The organism is Bradyrhizobium sp. CCBAU 25360, from assembly GCF_028128695.1.
GTDB lineage: Bacteria > Pseudomonadota > Alphaproteobacteria > Rhizobiales > Xanthobacteraceae > Bradyrhizobium > Bradyrhizobium ottawaense.
This window is the reverse complement of the sequence record NZ_LBJA01000037.1, coordinates 87,644-101,572: the sequence shown is the minus strand read 5'-3', so window position 1 is coordinate 101,572 and position 13,929 is coordinate 87,644. Positions and strand designations below refer to the sequence as shown.

The following is a 13,929-nucleotide window of genomic DNA, read 5'->3' as shown; positions in this document are numbered from 1 at the left end:
GTTCAAGCGGCTCTATCTTGCCCGACTTTGATGAGGGACTCGGCCGGAATGCCGAGGCCCTCATGCAGCCGTCGGATCATGCTGAGTGTCAATTCGCGCCGCCGGTTGAGCACTTCGTGGACCCGGTTGCGGCTGCCAATAAAGGGAATCAGGTCCCTCGGCTGCAGACCGCCCTGTTCCATATGATACTTGATGGCTTCGACCGGGTCCGGAAGGTCCAGTCGGTAGTGCTTCCGCTCCCACGCCTCCACGAGCGTCACAAGCACGTCAAGCCGATCGCCCTCAGGCGAGTTCCGGCGCGCACTCATCAACGTCTCGATCTCCTTGAGCACGCGACGATAGTCTCGGTTAGACTTGATTGGCGCGATTTCCATCATCGACCTTCTAAATGGTTTGCGCGTCGATTGCGTCGTACTGCCGGTGTGTTCCAACAAAACGGATATAGACCACGCGGTATGGATAGTTGATCCAGACCACCACGCGATATTTGTTGCCGGCGACGTTGAACGTGACGCGGCCATCCCTGAGGATACTGGCGGTTCGGATATCTCTCTTGACGTCCGCGGGCTTCGCCCAATCGGCCTGCTTTACCTGCCGAAACCAGGCCATCAGGGGATCGCGCGCATCGGAGGCCGCCTCGCCGGCCCGATCTAGAAAAGCCTTGATCGTGCTGAGCGCGATGATCCTCATTCAACTCATCTTAGCATAGTCCCATCTTGGGACCATAACTTTCTGGACGGGCGCAGCTGTCGAACTCATAATCGCTCTAAAATCCCTTCCATTCGTCCCCTGCCGGGCCTATCTCCCGGCGAGAACAAAGCCATAAGGACGCCCCGTGCCCGACGCCATCGAACTCCTGAAGACCCGCCGCTCGGTCAAGCCGCGCGAAATGACCGGGCCTGGCCCCTCGGCGGCCGAGCTCGAGACCATCCTCACCATCGGCGCCCGCGTGCCCGACCATGGCAAGCTCGCGCCCTGGCGCTTCATCATCTTCGAGGGCGACGCCCGCCAGCGCGCCGGAGAGGTGATTGCCAAGGTGTTCGCCCGGAAGAATCCCGGTGCGCCCGCCGCCGACGTCGAGATCGAGCGCAAGCGCCTCACCGACGCGCCGCTGGTGATCGGCATCGTCAGTTTCACCAGGCCGCATCCGAAGGTGCCGGCGTTCGAGCAGGAATTGTCCGCCGGCGCCAGCGCCATGAACATCGTCACGGCCGCAACCGCGCTCGGCTACGGCGCCTGCTGGCTGACCGGCTGGTTCTCGTTCGATCGCGACGTGCTCGACGGTCTCGGTCTCAAGCCGGACGAAAAGCTCGCCGGCTTCATTCACGTGGGCAAGCCGACCAAGCCGAGCGAAGACCGTCCGCGACCGTTCCTTTCGGAAATCGTGACGCGTTTTTAATCGAACGCTTGTTGACGCCTCTGGCGTCTTGCGGCTTTCATCCCGGCCAGGGAGGAAGCCGGTATGAAGCGTCGTGATTTTCTGGTCGGGGCCGCGCTGCTCGCCGGCACGATGGCACGAAGCCGCGCCGCCGACATCCCCGCCCCGTCGTCCGAGGGGCTGGATCGCATCACTTCGTATTTCGACAACGAGGTGGGAAGCGGCCGGTTGCCGGGCGCCGTGATCCTGGTGCAGCAGCACGGCAAGCCGGTCTATCAGAAGACGTTTGGCGTGCGCGACGTCAGGACCAGTCTTGCGATGACGCCGGACACGATCTTCGCGATCCACTCGATGACCAAGCCGATCACCTGCCTTGGTGCGATGATGCTGATCGACGAGGGCAAGCTCGCCCTCACCGACCCCGTGTCGAAATACGTTCCCCTGTTTGCCGACACCAAGGTCGGCCTCGAAGTCACCCTGCCCGACGGCAAGCTGGAGCTCGATCTCGTGCCGCCGGTCCGCCCCGTCAACATCGAGGATTTGCTGCGGCACACCTCGGGCATCAGCTACGATTATATCGGCGGCAAATGGGTCGAGCAGGCCTACAAGGCCGCCAACATCTTCGAGGGCCAGTTCAACAACCGCGAATTCGCCGACCGCATCGCCAAGCTGCCGCTGGCGCGGCAGCCGGGAACGCTGTGGCGCTACGGCCATTCCACCGACGTGCTCGGCAGCGTCATCGAGATCATCTCGGGCCAGACGCTGTATCAGTTCCTGAAGCAGCGCATCTTCGATCCGCTCGGCATGAGCAGCACCAAATTCGCGCTGGCGACCGAGGACGAGCTCGCCCGGATGGCGCGGCCGCTGCCGAGCGATTTCATCCTGCTCGCCGCCGAGCGTGACCGCCTCGATCATCCCGAATGGCAGTCCGGCGGCGGCGGCCTGCTCTCGACCATCACCGACTATCAGCGCTTCTCGCAGATGCTGCTCAACGGCGGCGAGTTCGAGGGCAAGCGTTACCTGAGCCCTGCCGCGTTCAAGGCCATGACGACCGATCATATCGGGCCCGGCTCCGGCGTCGGACGCGACTATTTCTATTTTCCGGGCGACGGCTTCGGTTATGGCTATGGCCTTGCGGTGCGGACCGATCCGGGCAACGCCAAACCGCCGCCGCCGGGCTCGCTCGGCGAGCTGAAATGGGACTCAGGGAGCGGCACCTATTTCGGCGTCGATCCCAAGCTCGACATGGTCTACCTCATGATGCAGCAGACCCAGAACGAGCGCAGCCGCATCACGCCCGCCTTCAAGGCGCTGGTCTACGACTGCTACCCCGAGGGGCTACGCCGCCCGTGAGGCGCGCTGACCGAAATCGGCGAGCAGCTTTGCGATCTCGGCCGCAGGCCGCGCCGCGCTGAACAGAAAGCCCTGCACTTCGTTGCAGCCTTCGGCGCGGAGCCAGTCGAGCTGATCCTCGGTCTCGACGCCCTCCGCGGTCGTGGTGATGTTGAGGCTGCGGCCGAGCCCGGAGATCGCGCGCACGATCGCGCTGCAATCGGGCCGCTGCGCCAGATCCTTGACGAAGGAGCGGTCGATCTTGATCTTGTCGAACGGAAAGCTCCTGAGATAGCTCAGGCTGGAATAGCCGGTGCCGAAATCATCCATGGAGATGCCGACGCCGAGCTCGCGGAGCTGGTGCAGGATGGCAAGGTTGGCATCAGTCTCCGCCAGAAAGACCGACTCCGTGATTTCGAGCTCGAGCCGCCGCGGCGACAGGCCGGACTGCGCCAGCGCCGAGATCACGATTTGAACCAGGTTGCGGCTGCGGAATTGCGCCGGCGACAGATTGACCGCGACCTTGACGTCGGCAGGCCATTTGACGGCCTCGGCGCAGGCTTCGCGCAAGACCCACTCCCCTAACTGCGTGATGAGGCCGATGTCCTCGGCAACCGGGATGAACTCCGCCGGCGAGATCATGCCCTTGTCCGGATGGCGCCAGCGCAGCAGCGACTCGAAGCCCGAGATGCGGTCGGAGGCGATCGACACCAGCGGCTGATAGTGCAGCTCGAACTCGCCATTGGCGAACGCATGGCGCAGATCGAGCTCCATGTCGCGGCGCTTCTGCGCCTGCAGGTCCATCTCGCGCTCGAAGAAATGGTGCACGCCGCCGCCGTCGGACTTCGCCCGGTACAGCGCCATGTCGGCATTGCGCATCAGCTCTTCCGGCGTCGTGCCGTCGCCGGGCGACAGCGCGATGCCGATGCTGGCGCCGATCACCATCTCCTGACCGTCGAGATCGTAGGGTGCCTTCAGCATGTCGATCAGCAGGCCAGCGCAGGCGCTGGCCTCGTTCGGCGAGACGTCGGCGGCAAGGATCACCGCGAATTCGTCGCCGCCGAGCCGGGCCGCCAGATTGCCGCCGCGGACGGCAAGGGTCAGGCGTTCGGCGACGTCCTTGAGCAGGCGATCGCCGACGGGATGACCGAAGGAATCGTTGATGTTCTTGAACAGGTCGAGATCGATGTAGAGCACGCCGACCCGTTTCCCCGCTGCCTGCTCCAGCGCCTGCTTCAGGCGCTCCCGGAAATATTCGCGGTTCGGCAGGTCGGTGAGCCCGTCATGGTGGGCCATGTGCGCGATGCGCGCCTCGGCCTTGCGGCGTTCGGTGATGTCGACCACTGCGACCAGATAGCCGTCGCGATCGTCGAAGGCGACACGGCGGCCGAAGGTGAGCACCTCGATCTCGCTGCCGTCGGCGCGCAGATGCCGCCAGTTGCGCGAGGAGTGATAGGCTTCGCCAACGCGCTCCAGCGCCTCGGCGTGGCTGTCCCACTCGTCCTCCGGCCAGATCTCGTGCAGCTTCATGCGCAGGAAGGTGGCGCGGCTGTAGCCGTAATGCTGGACCGCGGCGTCGTTGACGCCAAGGAACTCCTTGGTCTGCGCGTCGAACACCCACATCGGCATCGGGTTGCTGTCGAACAGCAGGCGGAACGAGGCGTCGCGCCGCTTCAACGCGGTGACATCGGAGATCGTCAGCGAGACCACGTCGGCGAAGGCCGTGGCGCTGAGGCGGAGGTAGCGTCCGTCGCTCTCGATCTCGAGCTGCTCGCCGCGGCCGCCCGCGACGGCCTTGAGCAGGAAGCCCATGATCTCGGACGAGGCCAGCAGCGTGTTGCCCTCGCCGATCCGCCGCCACAACAGACCTCCGCTCGCGACCTTCAGCAGCGCGCTTGCGCTGTTGTTGTGGTGCACGACCTGGAGATCGGACGGCTTGCCGCCGGCGTCGCGCAACGTCGCCAGCGAGATCACCGCATCGTCGGTCGAGGCGAAAATCGCATCCAGCAGATTGTACTGCGTGCCGCGCTCGTTGATGTAGGCGCCGACCAGCGTAGCGCCCCAGCGCGAGGCCGTCGGCAGCGCCAGCACATCGTAGGTCCGGACCATGCCGTCGCGCACGCAATGCGCGCTGGCGTGGTAAGGTCGTCCATTGGCAAGCGCGCTCGTCGCCGCTTCCGACAGTGCGGTGGCGCAATCCGGCGACAATTCGGCGACGGGAATGTCCCAGCGCTCCTCGCCGAGCCATTTCTGCACGTAGCGTCCGCTGCGCGACAGCTCGAGCGTGCCGTCGTTCCTCAGCAGCGCGATGTGATCGGCGAGCCGTCCGAGACTGCCGAGCATCACGTCCTCATAGCGCGGCAGCCGATCGCCCGGCTTCAGTGCGGCACGCCATTTGCGCTGAAGCACCGGGATGTCGTCGAACATTTCGGCGGCCGGTTTTCCCGACACTTTCTTCGCGGCATTCATGGCAGTCCCCAACGCACTTTCCCGGCGCATCCAATGCAGCTGCGCTTAACGACATGTAAAAAGGCCGCAGGCGCGGGTTCCATTCGGCGATTATGACAGTTTTAAGTCGGGTGTTGGTTAGTGGGCGTTAGAGACTATGACGGTCGTGCGAAGGGGCTACGTCCGGGTGTGCGTTCGAAGTTTGGGCGCGCGTCTCTCGTGTCCCGGACGCGCTGCAACGCCCTTCGCGTTGCGGCGCAGAGCCGGGACCTAGCTGGCCGCAGCACGTGCTGCAACATGGGCCCCGGCTCTGCAGCGCACCGCCGAAGAGGCGCTGCGCTGCGTCCGGGGCACGAGAGTCGTCATTGCGAGCGCAGCGAAGCAATCCAGGCTGCCGCCGCGGAGACAGTCTGGATTGCTTCATCGCAAGAGCTCCTCGCAATAACGGCGTGTGAAGTAGCAGCTTCCGGCTCTCTCGTGTCCCGGACGCGCTGCAACGCCCTTCGCGTTGCGGCGGGGACCCAGCAAGCCACAGCACGTGCTGCAACATGGGCCCCGGCTCTGCAGCGCACCGCTGAAGAAGCGCTGCGCTGCGTCCGAGGCACGAGACCTATTCAATAGACACACCTTCGCAGCCTCGCGGCGCATTTCGCCCGAGCTTTGCTTGATCGCTTCACCCCCATTTGAAAGAGGGCGCAGGGAAGGCCGGGAGCCGGTTGGCTCCCATGGCCGCCTGTGCGCAAGATCTGCGTGTGCAGAAAGGCACAGGCGGAAAGACCACAGGGCAACCGGAGCATCCCGGCCTTCCCTGCGCAGTGGCTTTACGGCTTATGTCGTGATCTCCCCGGGGAGCGTTGCACTATTGCCCCCGTCGCCTTGCGGATGGCTGACGGGCGCGCCCGGTTGGACGACACCCATCACCACAAGACTTGGCGCACAGACCCCGGGCGCCAGGACCACACGATTTTGCCGTACGCCGATCACACCGGTCGTGTGCGCGATACTTTCGCTCACGGCTCTCCGCCCTGCGAAAGCACTTCGCGCCGATGCAACTAGCGTCCACCGCCGCCCGGCCCGCGTTCGTGACGATCGCGATACGCCCCTCTTCCTTGGGCCGGGTTGAGGCGACACATACGCCGTTTGAGAATTTCGGTAAAGTGGGATATTTTTGATGACACGGATTGACCCACGGCTCGGGTGTTTTGCCCGTCGGGCAACGCAAGGGCTCGTGGGAACGCGTTCGTAGGGTGGGCAAAGGCGCAAAGCGCCGTGCCCACCATCTCTCTCCACTCGGGCCAATCGTGGGCACGCTTCCGCCTTCGCTCTCCGGGCTACGGAGCCGCGCCGGCGAGACGTTCGATCACGATATCGAGCAGCGCGCGCAGACGGGCGAGCCGCCTGAGATCGCGATGATAACCGACATAGGTGTCGCGGCCGGGCGGCGCCGTTCCGATGTCGAGCGCGACCAGACGGCGGTCGCGGTCGCCGAGCGGACGCGGCAGCACGGCAAAGCCGCCGCCGCTCGCGCAAAGCTCGGCCTGCACCTGCCTGTTGTTGCTGCGCGAGGCGACGGCTGCATTCGGCAGCGCGCGCTTCAGCCAGACGGCGTCCGGCATGTCGGCGAACTCGGCATTCATCGTCACGACGCGGACAGCGCTGCCGTCGCCGGCGCGCGGCGGCTTGCTGCCCCTCTTGCCATAGAGCGCGTAGGGAATGTGCAGCAGCTTTCTGGAGATCACCTCGGGCTCCCTGAACGGCTTGATGCGAAAGACGAGATCGGCTTCACGCCGCGGCAGACTGTAGAGCCGCGCATCGGTCAGGAGCTCCACCGTCACCTTGGGGTGACGCTTGCCGAATGCGGCGATCACCGGCGACAGCATCACCGTCCCGAACCAGTCCGACGATGACAGGCGGAGCAGGCCGTCGAGTTGCGTCTCCGCACCGGACACATGGCGCTCCAGCGCGAGCGCCTCGTCCTCGATCCGCTCGGCATGGCGGAGCACGGCGGCGCCCTCGTCGGTCAGCACCAGGCCATCCGCCGTGCGCTGGAACAGCGTCTGTCCCAGCGACGTCTCGAGCGCGCGAAGCCGCCGGCCCATCGTCGGCTGGGTCTGGCCGATTTTTCGAGCGGCAGCGCCGAGCGTGCCTTCGCGCGCAATTGCCAGGAAGATGCGCAGATCACTCCAGTCCATCAGGATTCCTGCCATACAGAAATGTATGACGATTGTACAACCTTGTTCCTTCTCATGCAAAATTTCATGGGCATATTGAGCCGATCACGGAGCAAGACGATCATGACGAGACAATCGACGATGCGCGCAAATGTCCTGGAGACCCACAACGCTCCCTTGCGCCTCTCAACCATCTCCACGCCCGAGATCGGCCCGCACGACGTGCTGGTGCGGGTGCGCGCAAGCGCGGTCAATCCGCTCGACACCAAGATCCAGGCCGGCGCCGCGGCGCATGCGCGCCACCCGCTGCCGGCAATTCTCGGCATCGATCTCGCCGGCGTGGTCGAGCTGGCCGGGCGCGAGGTCTCGCGGTTCAAGCCGGGCGACGAGGTCTACGGGATGACCGGTGGCGTCGGCGGCGTACAGGGATCGCTCGCCGAATTCGCCGCGGTCGATGCCGATCTCCTCGCATTGAAGCCTGCCAATCTCGGCATGCGGGAAGCTGCCGCGCTGCCGCTGATCGTCATCACGGCCTGGGAAGGCCTGATTGATCGGGCGGCGTTGAAGGCGGGCCAGAAGGTATTGATTCATGGCGGTGCGGGCGGCGTCGGTCATGTCGCGATCCAGATCGCGCGCGCCTTCGGAGCGGAGGTGTTCGCAACCGGTTCGCCGTCGCAGCGCGCCACCATCGAAGGTTTCGGCGCCGTATTCATCGACCGCGACAGTTCGGTCGAAGCCTGCGTGGCGCAGCACACCGGCGGCCGCGGCTTCGACATCGTCTACGACATCGTCGGCGGCAAGGTGCTCGACGCTTCCTTCGAAGCGGTGCGCCGCTTCGGCCATGTGGTGAGCGCGCTCGGCTGGGGCACGCATGCGCTTGCGCCGCTGTCATTCCGGGCAGCCACCTATTCAGGCGTGTTCACGCTGCTGCCGCTGCTGTCGGGCGAAGGCCGCGCGCATCATGGAGAGATCATGGCGGAGGCCACGCGCCTCGCCGAGGCCGGCAAGCTCGTGCCGCTGCTCGACGCCAGGCGCTTTACGCTGGAGAACGTCGACGACGCCTATGCCCTGATCAGGGATCACGCCGCCAAGGGCAAGCTGGTCGTCGATATCTGAGGTGGAGCTTGTAGCCGGATGGAGCTGTGCGCGCCGCTAGTCTTCGCTGGACGCGGCGGAGCGGTTGCGCAAATAGGCCTGCGACAACAGGAAGAACAACGCGCGCTCGCCATGATATTTGGCGGAGGGCCGGGTGCGCTCGAAACCGTCGGCAAAGATCTTGCCAGACTGGTCGCACACCTGCCATCGCCAGCCAAACCGCTTGCGCCTGGTGAGGATCACTTCGAACATGCCGACGAGCTTGGTCCCCTGCTCCTTGCCGGTCTGGCAAAGGCATCCAAGCCCCTGCTCCGGCCTCCCCCATTAGACGGATGCCCGACATATAACCCAGCGGAGTGGAAAGAGAATAAAATTGATGATCGGAAATTCGTCTCTTGCACCGCTGTGATGAGGACGGCGGGGGTGCGGGAATAAGCTTTCGCCAGCGGTGTTTGCCTCGGCCCCAGGAGGCAATCTGCTGGCGCTTGCAGTATTCAAAGCAGAACACAGGGGGTGATGGGGATGAGCATTTTGCTTACCAGTCCCCACGACGCATGCGACGGTAACAGGAGATGCACGTTCGTGCGCTCGATGAGAATTGCCGTGCCGGACGTCAGGTCGGTGTCAGGTTGCGGGCGGCACCGCCGCCAGGACCTTAGCGCGCGAGACCTTAGCGCGCGACGGCCTTAGCGCGCGACGACTTCCACCTCGCCGTCGACGCCGTTGACGACGTTGAATCCGCGCTCGTAGACCTTGCCCTCGTTCTTGGCGATGGCGCGGTATTCGCCTTCGGAGAGCACGACGCGCGGGAAGGCGCCGATCGATTCCTTGATGACGTCGCCGCCCGGGGTCAGCACCGACCAGGCGGTGTTGGCGAGCGCCTCGCCGCCCCTGTCGCTGACCAGCTTGAGCGTGATCACGGCTGCGCGGTGGGTGATGGTGACGTCGGTGAGCTTGCTGGCCTGGACGCGGATGTCGGAGCGCACCACCGAATTGGCGTCGCCATAGTTGGAGATGATGTAGTAGGTGCCCTCCGGCAGCAGCACGACGTCGCCGGCGGCGACGTTCGGCACCAAGGAGGCACGCTCGCCGGATTCGAACTGGCTGCCCTTGTAGATCGCGAACGAGATCTGGTTCTGCGGAATGCGGCTGGTGCCGACCCGGCCCTCGATCCGCAGGCCCCCGGCCGGGAGCACGAAGGACTCGCGGTCGGTCTCGGCCTTCAGGCTGACGGTGCGCACCGCGCTGACGAGGCCGAAGGCGACGTGCACGACGTAATTGCCGGGCGGCAGCACGATATTGGGCGTGGCGCTGCGGTCCTCGCGGATCAGCTTGAAGGTGCCGTTCTCATCGGGACGGTCGGCAAACACGCGCCAGACCAGGCCGCTGGTGATCGCCGGAGAATCCTTGCCGTATTTCGCGGTCAGCGACAGCACGCCCTGTCCGGGCACGGCCGCATTGAGCGGGGCGGCCGGCGGCACGGTCGTGACCGCGGGCGGCGGCATGCTGGGGGTCGTCGGCTGCATCAGGGTCGGCGGCAGGCTCGGGGGGCCGGCGCCAGGGCCGGAGGGCGGCGCCAGGCTGACGGCGCCGCCGGGGTCGGGCACCGAAGCCGGCGGGACCGGCGGCGGACGATCGGAGAATAGCTGCGCCTGCGCAGCGTTTTGGCCTGAGGTAACGAGGCACGCGGCAAGGATCAGCGCCGGCAGCAGCCTGCCGCTGCGCCGCCATCCGATGATGCCGTCACCCCCGCGTGTCATGCCCCCTGCTTTTCACCGAAAACGCGGCAAATTCAAGCCTCTGAAACCCCAGGAAATACGGGCCCGGTCCGATTGATGGAACCCGGTTGACGCCTGCGTGATTAGTCCAGCGGCAGCCAGCTCTCGCCACACTGCTGCCCCCTGCTTCCCGAACGGTATAAACCATGCTTGGCCCTCGCTCTGGTGCGGCGGAAGTCCGGTGCCTACTCTGGTGTCGAGGGCTGGCCCGGGTAGGAGAGTTTCGGTGCTTGATATCTTGAAGGGTCGTGGTGGGAACGGCTCGAACGGTGAGAAGATTGGCCTTGGCCCCACCCGTCGGCCGATCATCGGCCTTGCCCTCGGCGGCGGCGCGGCGCGCGGCTTTGCCCATATCGGAATCCTCAGGACCTTGATCGCCAACGGCATCGTGCCCGACGTCGTGGTCGGCACCTCCATCGGCGCCGTGGTCGGCGGCCTCCATGCGGCCGGCCGACTCGAGACGTTCGAAGAGTGGGGGCGCAGCCTGCAAGGGATGCGCAACATCCTCGGCTATCTCGACATCCGCCTCAACGGCTCCGGCCTGCTCGGCGGCGAGAAGCTGGCGACCCGCCTCGAGAACGCGGTCGGACAGACCCTGATCGAGGACCTGCCCATCAAGTTCGCAAGCGTCGCGACCGAGGTCCGCACCGGCCACGAAATCTGGCTGACTCGCGGCCGCGTCGTCGATGCGATGCGCGCTTCCTACGCGCTGCCCGGCATCTTCTCGCCCGTCCTGATCGGCGACCGCTGGCTGGTCGACGGCGCGCTGGTGAACCCGGTGCCGGTCTCGGCCGCCCGCGCGCTCGGCGCCGAAATCGTCATCGCCGCAAATCTTTCCAGCGACATCTTCACCCATTCCACGACGATCTATTCGCACGGCGCACCGCCCACGCCGGTCGCTCCGGGGGCCGAGGAGCCGACGGCCAAGCGGCGCTTCCCGCGCCTGTTCTCGCCCGAGAGGACGATGAAGCGCGAGTTCTTTGGCGGCAATGGCCGGCCCGGCATCTCCTCGGTGATGGTGGATGCCTTCAACATCATGCAGGACCGCATCACCCGCGCCCGCCTTGCCGGCGATCCGCCGGATCTGTTGATCACGCCGCGGGTCGGCCAGTTCGGCTGGTTCGACTTCCACCGCTCCGAAGACCTGATCGCTCATGGCACCCGCGCCGCGGAGCGCGCGCTGGAGTCGATCCAGGAGGCGATCCATGTGCTGGCGCCGGCGCCCGAAGGCACCGCTCCGAAAGCGGGCGAGCAGACCTGATCAGGCCGTCTTGATGTAGTCGCGCAGGGCTTCCTGCTCGGACTCGTATTCCTGGACCCGGCGCTTGACGATGTCGCCGATCGAGATCAGGCCGACCACCTTGCCGTTGTCGATCACGGGCAGATGGCGGAACTTGCCCGACGTCATCATCTCCATGAGCTCGGCGACCGTGTCGGTCTCCTTGCAGGTCACCACCTTGCGGGTCATGACCTGAGCGACCGGCTCCTCCAGCGCGCCGGCGCCGCGCTCGCCGAGCACGCGGACGATGTCGCGCTCCGACAGGATGCCCTCGAGCCGGCTCTGGTTCATCACCAGCACCGCGCCGATCTTCTTCTCACCGAGCAACTTGACCGCGGCAGCCAGCTTCGCGTCGGGCTCGACGCTCATGATCTGGTGGCCCTTGGTGTTGAGAATGGAACGTACCGTCATTGTTGCCTCCCTGAATCGGACCCGTCCGCCTCTTGGCGGTCCGGACTTGTTCTTCGAGTCTTCAACTAACAGTTTAGGCGCCGGTTGCAGGCTCAGGCGCTTTGCGAAGCATCGCCGCTAGCGGCTTGCAGCTTCGGAACATTCTTCCTGCAAATGATGGATGAATTCGGGCCGCGCCGCAAGCGCCGCTTCAAATACGGTCTGAAACGTCCTGTGATGACGCATCCGCAGCATCGTTTCGCACGCGCGGCACGGGATCGAACAGGGCGAACAGCAGCAGGCCGGCGAAGAAGCCGCCGATATGCGCCTGCCAGGCCACGCTCGTGGTTTCGGAATCGATGCCGATCGCACCGACGCCGAAGATGATGTTGACGCCGAACCACACGGCGAGGAAGCCGACCACCCGCCCGTCGCGCAGCGCACGCGATAGCGGCAGCGCCGGAACCTTTGCTGCGGTATCGGCGTCCGACCGGTTGAACGACAGGAAGCTGCCGCGCACGAAGGCGAAGCGGATCGCGGCTGCCATCGCGCCCGACACCGAGGCGGAGGCGCCGATCATCGGCGCCACCGCGTGCTCATGGGTGACGAGATGGGCGAGCGCGCCGGCCGCCGCCGTCACCGCCAGAAACAGAAAGAACCTGACCGCGCCGAACCGCCGCGCCAGCGCGCTGCCGAACGGCAAGAGCCAGAGCACGTTGAAGCCGAGATGGGTCAGATTGGCGTGCAGCAGCGAATAGGTGACGAACGTCCAGACCTTGGCGCCCGACCCGCCCGGGATCTGCAGATTGAGCAGCGAGGAATCGTATCGCTTCGGGATGAAGCCGAAGACGTCGATGGTCCAGTTCTCGAGCTCCGCCGGCAGCAGCACCCGCAGATGGATCACCGCCAGCAGGACGATATAGGCGGTCAGCGCCACAGGCAGCGTCAGGACCGGCTCGCGCGGAGCCTCCTCATGGGCGGCCGGCAGGCCGGGCTGAGAATCCTGCGGCGGAGAATCGTGCGGGGAATCCAAGGCAGCTTCGCTTTCAGGCGCGATCGGAACGATCCGTTTGGAGATAGTCGCCTTTGCCGGCCTTGCGCAAGTGCACAAAAGGAAATCGTAAAACGGCGTCTCATTTCGATGTCGGACGCGACGCTGGGCCCCGGCTCAGCAGTGCAGCGCTGAAGAAGCGCCGCACTGCGTCCGGGGCATGAAACCAGCCCAGCCCGTGTCCCGGACCAGGCGCGGCACGAAGTGACGCGCCGCAGAGCCGGGACCCAGATTGGCGGCAAGCTCGAACCATGCAATTCTAGGTAGTTTCTACTTTCTGGTTCACGCCGATGCCAACCGCATTCTTCGTCTACATCCTCGCAAGCCAGCGAAACGGCACATTGTACGTCGGCGTCACCAACGACCTCGCGCGCCGGATGGCCGCACACAAGGCGAAGCGCGTCCCCGGGTTTACGAAGCAATACGGGGTCACGTTGCTGGTCTATTTCGAGAGCTACGAGTCCATCCTCGAAGCGAGAGCGCGCGAGCATTCGCTGAAGCGATGGCGGCGCGCCTGGAAGCTCAAGCTGATCGAAGACCTCAATCCGGACTGGCGCGACCTGACGGAAGACCTGAACTCGCTGGCAAACTGACTGGGTCCCGGCTCTGCGCAGCAGCGCTATGCGCTGCAGCGCGTCCGGGACACGGAACGCTAGTGTCCCGGACCAGGCGCGGCACGAAGTGACGCGCCGCAGAGCCGGGACCCAGCTCTTCGTCGGTTGAGCCCGCGACATGGGCCCCGGCTCCGGGGCACGAAAGCCGGCGGCTGAAAAGGAAAAGGCAGGGCCCTGGGAAGCCCTGCCTGTCCGTGTCGGCCTTCCGGTGCCGGAGGAATGAAGGTGTATCCCCACCCCTCCCCGCGGCCCGTGACCAAGCTGTTTGACGCCCTGTGTACAGACCCCGCCGAGAACCTGGATGAAAGCGGCGAGGCTTGCGACTGCGATCACCATAGCAGCGACGCGTGAGGCGCAAAGGCCATAGTTAATTTAACGTTAACGACGCAAAGA

Annotated in this window: 13 protein-coding genes; 5 read left to right on the top strand and 8 right to left on the bottom strand. The window is 65.2% G+C overall.

Translation table 11 applies throughout. The features are described from left to right. Positions 1-2: 2 nt before the first annotated feature. Together XH81_RS14680 and XH81_RS14675 are read right to left on the bottom strand one after the other, a co-directional pair. Positions 3-374, bottom strand: coding sequence for a helix-turn-helix domain-containing protein (locus XH81_RS14680; RefSeq protein WP_028141115.1), 372 nt, complete (start codon positions 372-374; stop codon positions 3-5). Positions 375-384: 10 nt separating this feature from the next. Next, complete coding sequence (locus tag XH81_RS14675; protein ID WP_028141116.1) at positions 385-690, bottom strand: type II toxin-antitoxin system HigB family toxin; 306 nt, start codon at positions 688-690, stop codon at positions 385-387. 145 nt (positions 691-835) lie between these two features. Here XH81_RS14675 and XH81_RS14670 point away from each other — a divergent pair, with 145 nt between their 5' ends. Both XH81_RS14670 and XH81_RS14665 read left to right on the top strand, forming a co-directional pair. Then, the gene (locus tag XH81_RS14670; RefSeq protein ID WP_028141117.1) at positions 836-1,399 is read left to right on the top strand and encodes a nitroreductase family protein; all 564 of its coding nucleotides are present in this window, start codon (positions 836-838) and stop codon (positions 1,397-1,399) included. Positions 1,400-1,462: 63 nt separating this feature from the next. Then, positions 1,463-2,731, top strand: a complete 1,269-nt coding sequence (locus XH81_RS14665) for a serine hydrolase domain-containing protein (protein ID WP_028141118.1) — start codon at positions 1,463-1,465, stop codon at positions 2,729-2,731. On the opposite strand, the gene XH81_RS14660 is transcribed toward XH81_RS14665, so the two are convergent. Together XH81_RS14660 and XH81_RS14655 are read right to left on the bottom strand one after the other, a co-directional pair. Next, entirely contained in the window at positions 2,717-5,179 is a 2,463-nt protein-coding gene (locus tag XH81_RS14660) for a putative bifunctional diguanylate cyclase/phosphodiesterase (protein WP_271596265.1), read from the bottom strand. The genes XH81_RS14665 and XH81_RS14660 overlap by 15 nt on opposite strands. 1,310 nt (positions 5,180-6,489) lie before the next feature. Continuing rightward, entirely contained in the window at positions 6,490-7,350 is an 861-nt protein-coding gene (locus tag XH81_RS14655) for a LysR family transcriptional regulator (protein ID WP_271596264.1), read from the bottom strand. A 102-nt stretch (positions 7,351-7,452) separates the two neighbouring features. Here XH81_RS14655 and XH81_RS14650 point away from each other — a divergent pair, with 102 nt between their 5' ends. Further along, positions 7,453-8,445: a zinc-dependent alcohol dehydrogenase family protein gene (locus XH81_RS14650; RefSeq protein ID WP_244439233.1), complete on the top strand. Its 993-nt coding sequence runs from the start codon at positions 7,453-7,455 to the stop codon at positions 8,443-8,445. Positions 8,446-8,481: 36 nt separating this feature from the next. Here XH81_RS14650 and XH81_RS14645 read toward each other — a convergent pair whose 3' ends face one another. Both XH81_RS14645 and XH81_RS14640 read right to left on the bottom strand, forming a co-directional pair. Then, positions 8,482-8,676, bottom strand: coding sequence for a hypothetical protein (locus tag XH81_RS14645; RefSeq protein WP_018322145.1), 195 nt, complete (start codon positions 8,674-8,676; stop codon positions 8,482-8,484). 434 nt (positions 8,677-9,110) lie between these two features. Further along, complete coding sequence (locus XH81_RS14640; RefSeq protein WP_028141122.1) at positions 9,111-10,184, bottom strand: hypothetical protein; 1,074 nt, start codon at positions 10,182-10,184, stop codon at positions 9,111-9,113. A 244-nt stretch (positions 10,185-10,428) separates the two neighbouring features. Here XH81_RS14640 and XH81_RS14635 point away from each other — a divergent pair, with 244 nt between their 5' ends. Continuing rightward, positions 10,429-11,463, top strand: a complete 1,035-nt coding sequence (locus XH81_RS14635) for a patatin-like phospholipase family protein (protein ID WP_028141123.1) — start codon at positions 10,429-10,431, stop codon at positions 11,461-11,463. Here XH81_RS14635 and XH81_RS14630 read toward each other — a convergent pair whose 3' ends face one another. Next, positions 11,464-11,892: a CBS domain-containing protein gene (locus XH81_RS14630; protein ID WP_028141124.1), complete on the bottom strand. Its 429-nt coding sequence runs from the start codon at positions 11,890-11,892 to the stop codon at positions 11,464-11,466. Positions 11,893-12,082: 190 nt separating this feature from the next. Next, entirely contained in the window at positions 12,083-12,904 is an 822-nt protein-coding gene (locus XH81_RS14625; protein ID WP_028141125.1) for a rhomboid family intramembrane serine protease, read from the bottom strand. A gap of 308 nt (positions 12,905-13,212) precedes the next feature. On the opposite strand from XH81_RS14625, the gene XH81_RS14620 reads away from it, so the two are divergent. Then, complete coding sequence (locus tag XH81_RS14620; RefSeq protein WP_028141126.1) at positions 13,213-13,515, top strand: GIY-YIG nuclease family protein; 303 nt, start codon at positions 13,213-13,215, stop codon at positions 13,513-13,515. Positions 13,516-13,929 lie beyond the last annotated feature (414 nt).

Bases quoted from the DNA above. Each gene is read 5' to 3' on its own strand.
- XH81_RS14660 (WP_271596265.1), bottom strand. From the start codon at position 5,179: ATGAATGCCGCGAAGAAAGTGTCGGGAAAACCGGCCGCCGAAATGTTC.
- XH81_RS14620 (WP_028141126.1), top strand. From the start codon at position 13,213: ATGCCAACCGCATTCTTCGTCTACATCCTCGCAAGCCAGCGAAACGGC.
- XH81_RS14655 (WP_271596264.1), bottom strand. From the start codon at position 7,350: ATGGACTGGAGTGATCTGCGCATCTTCCTGGCAATTGCGCGCGAAGGC.
- XH81_RS14665 (WP_028141118.1), top strand. From the start codon at position 1,463: ATGAAGCGTCGTGATTTTCTGGTCGGGGCCGCGCTGCTCGCCGGCACG.
- XH81_RS14645 (WP_018322145.1), bottom strand. From the start codon at position 8,676: ATGTTCGAAGTGATCCTCACCAGGCGCAAGCGGTTTGGCTGGCGATGG.
- XH81_RS14675 (WP_028141116.1), bottom strand. From the start codon at position 690: ATGAGGATCATCGCGCTCAGCACGATCAAGGCTTTTCTAGATCGGGCC.
- XH81_RS14650 (WP_244439233.1), top strand. From the start codon at position 7,453: ATGACGAGACAATCGACGATGCGCGCAAATGTCCTGGAGACCCACAAC.
- XH81_RS14640 (WP_028141122.1), bottom strand. From the start codon at position 10,184: ATGACACGCGGGGGTGACGGCATCATCGGATGGCGGCGCAGCGGCAGG.
- XH81_RS14680 (WP_028141115.1), bottom strand. From the start codon at position 374: ATGGAAATCGCGCCAATCAAGTCTAACCGAGACTATCGTCGCGTGCTC.
- XH81_RS14630 (WP_028141124.1), bottom strand. From the start codon at position 11,892: ATGACGGTACGTTCCATTCTCAACACCAAGGGCCACCAGATCATGAGC.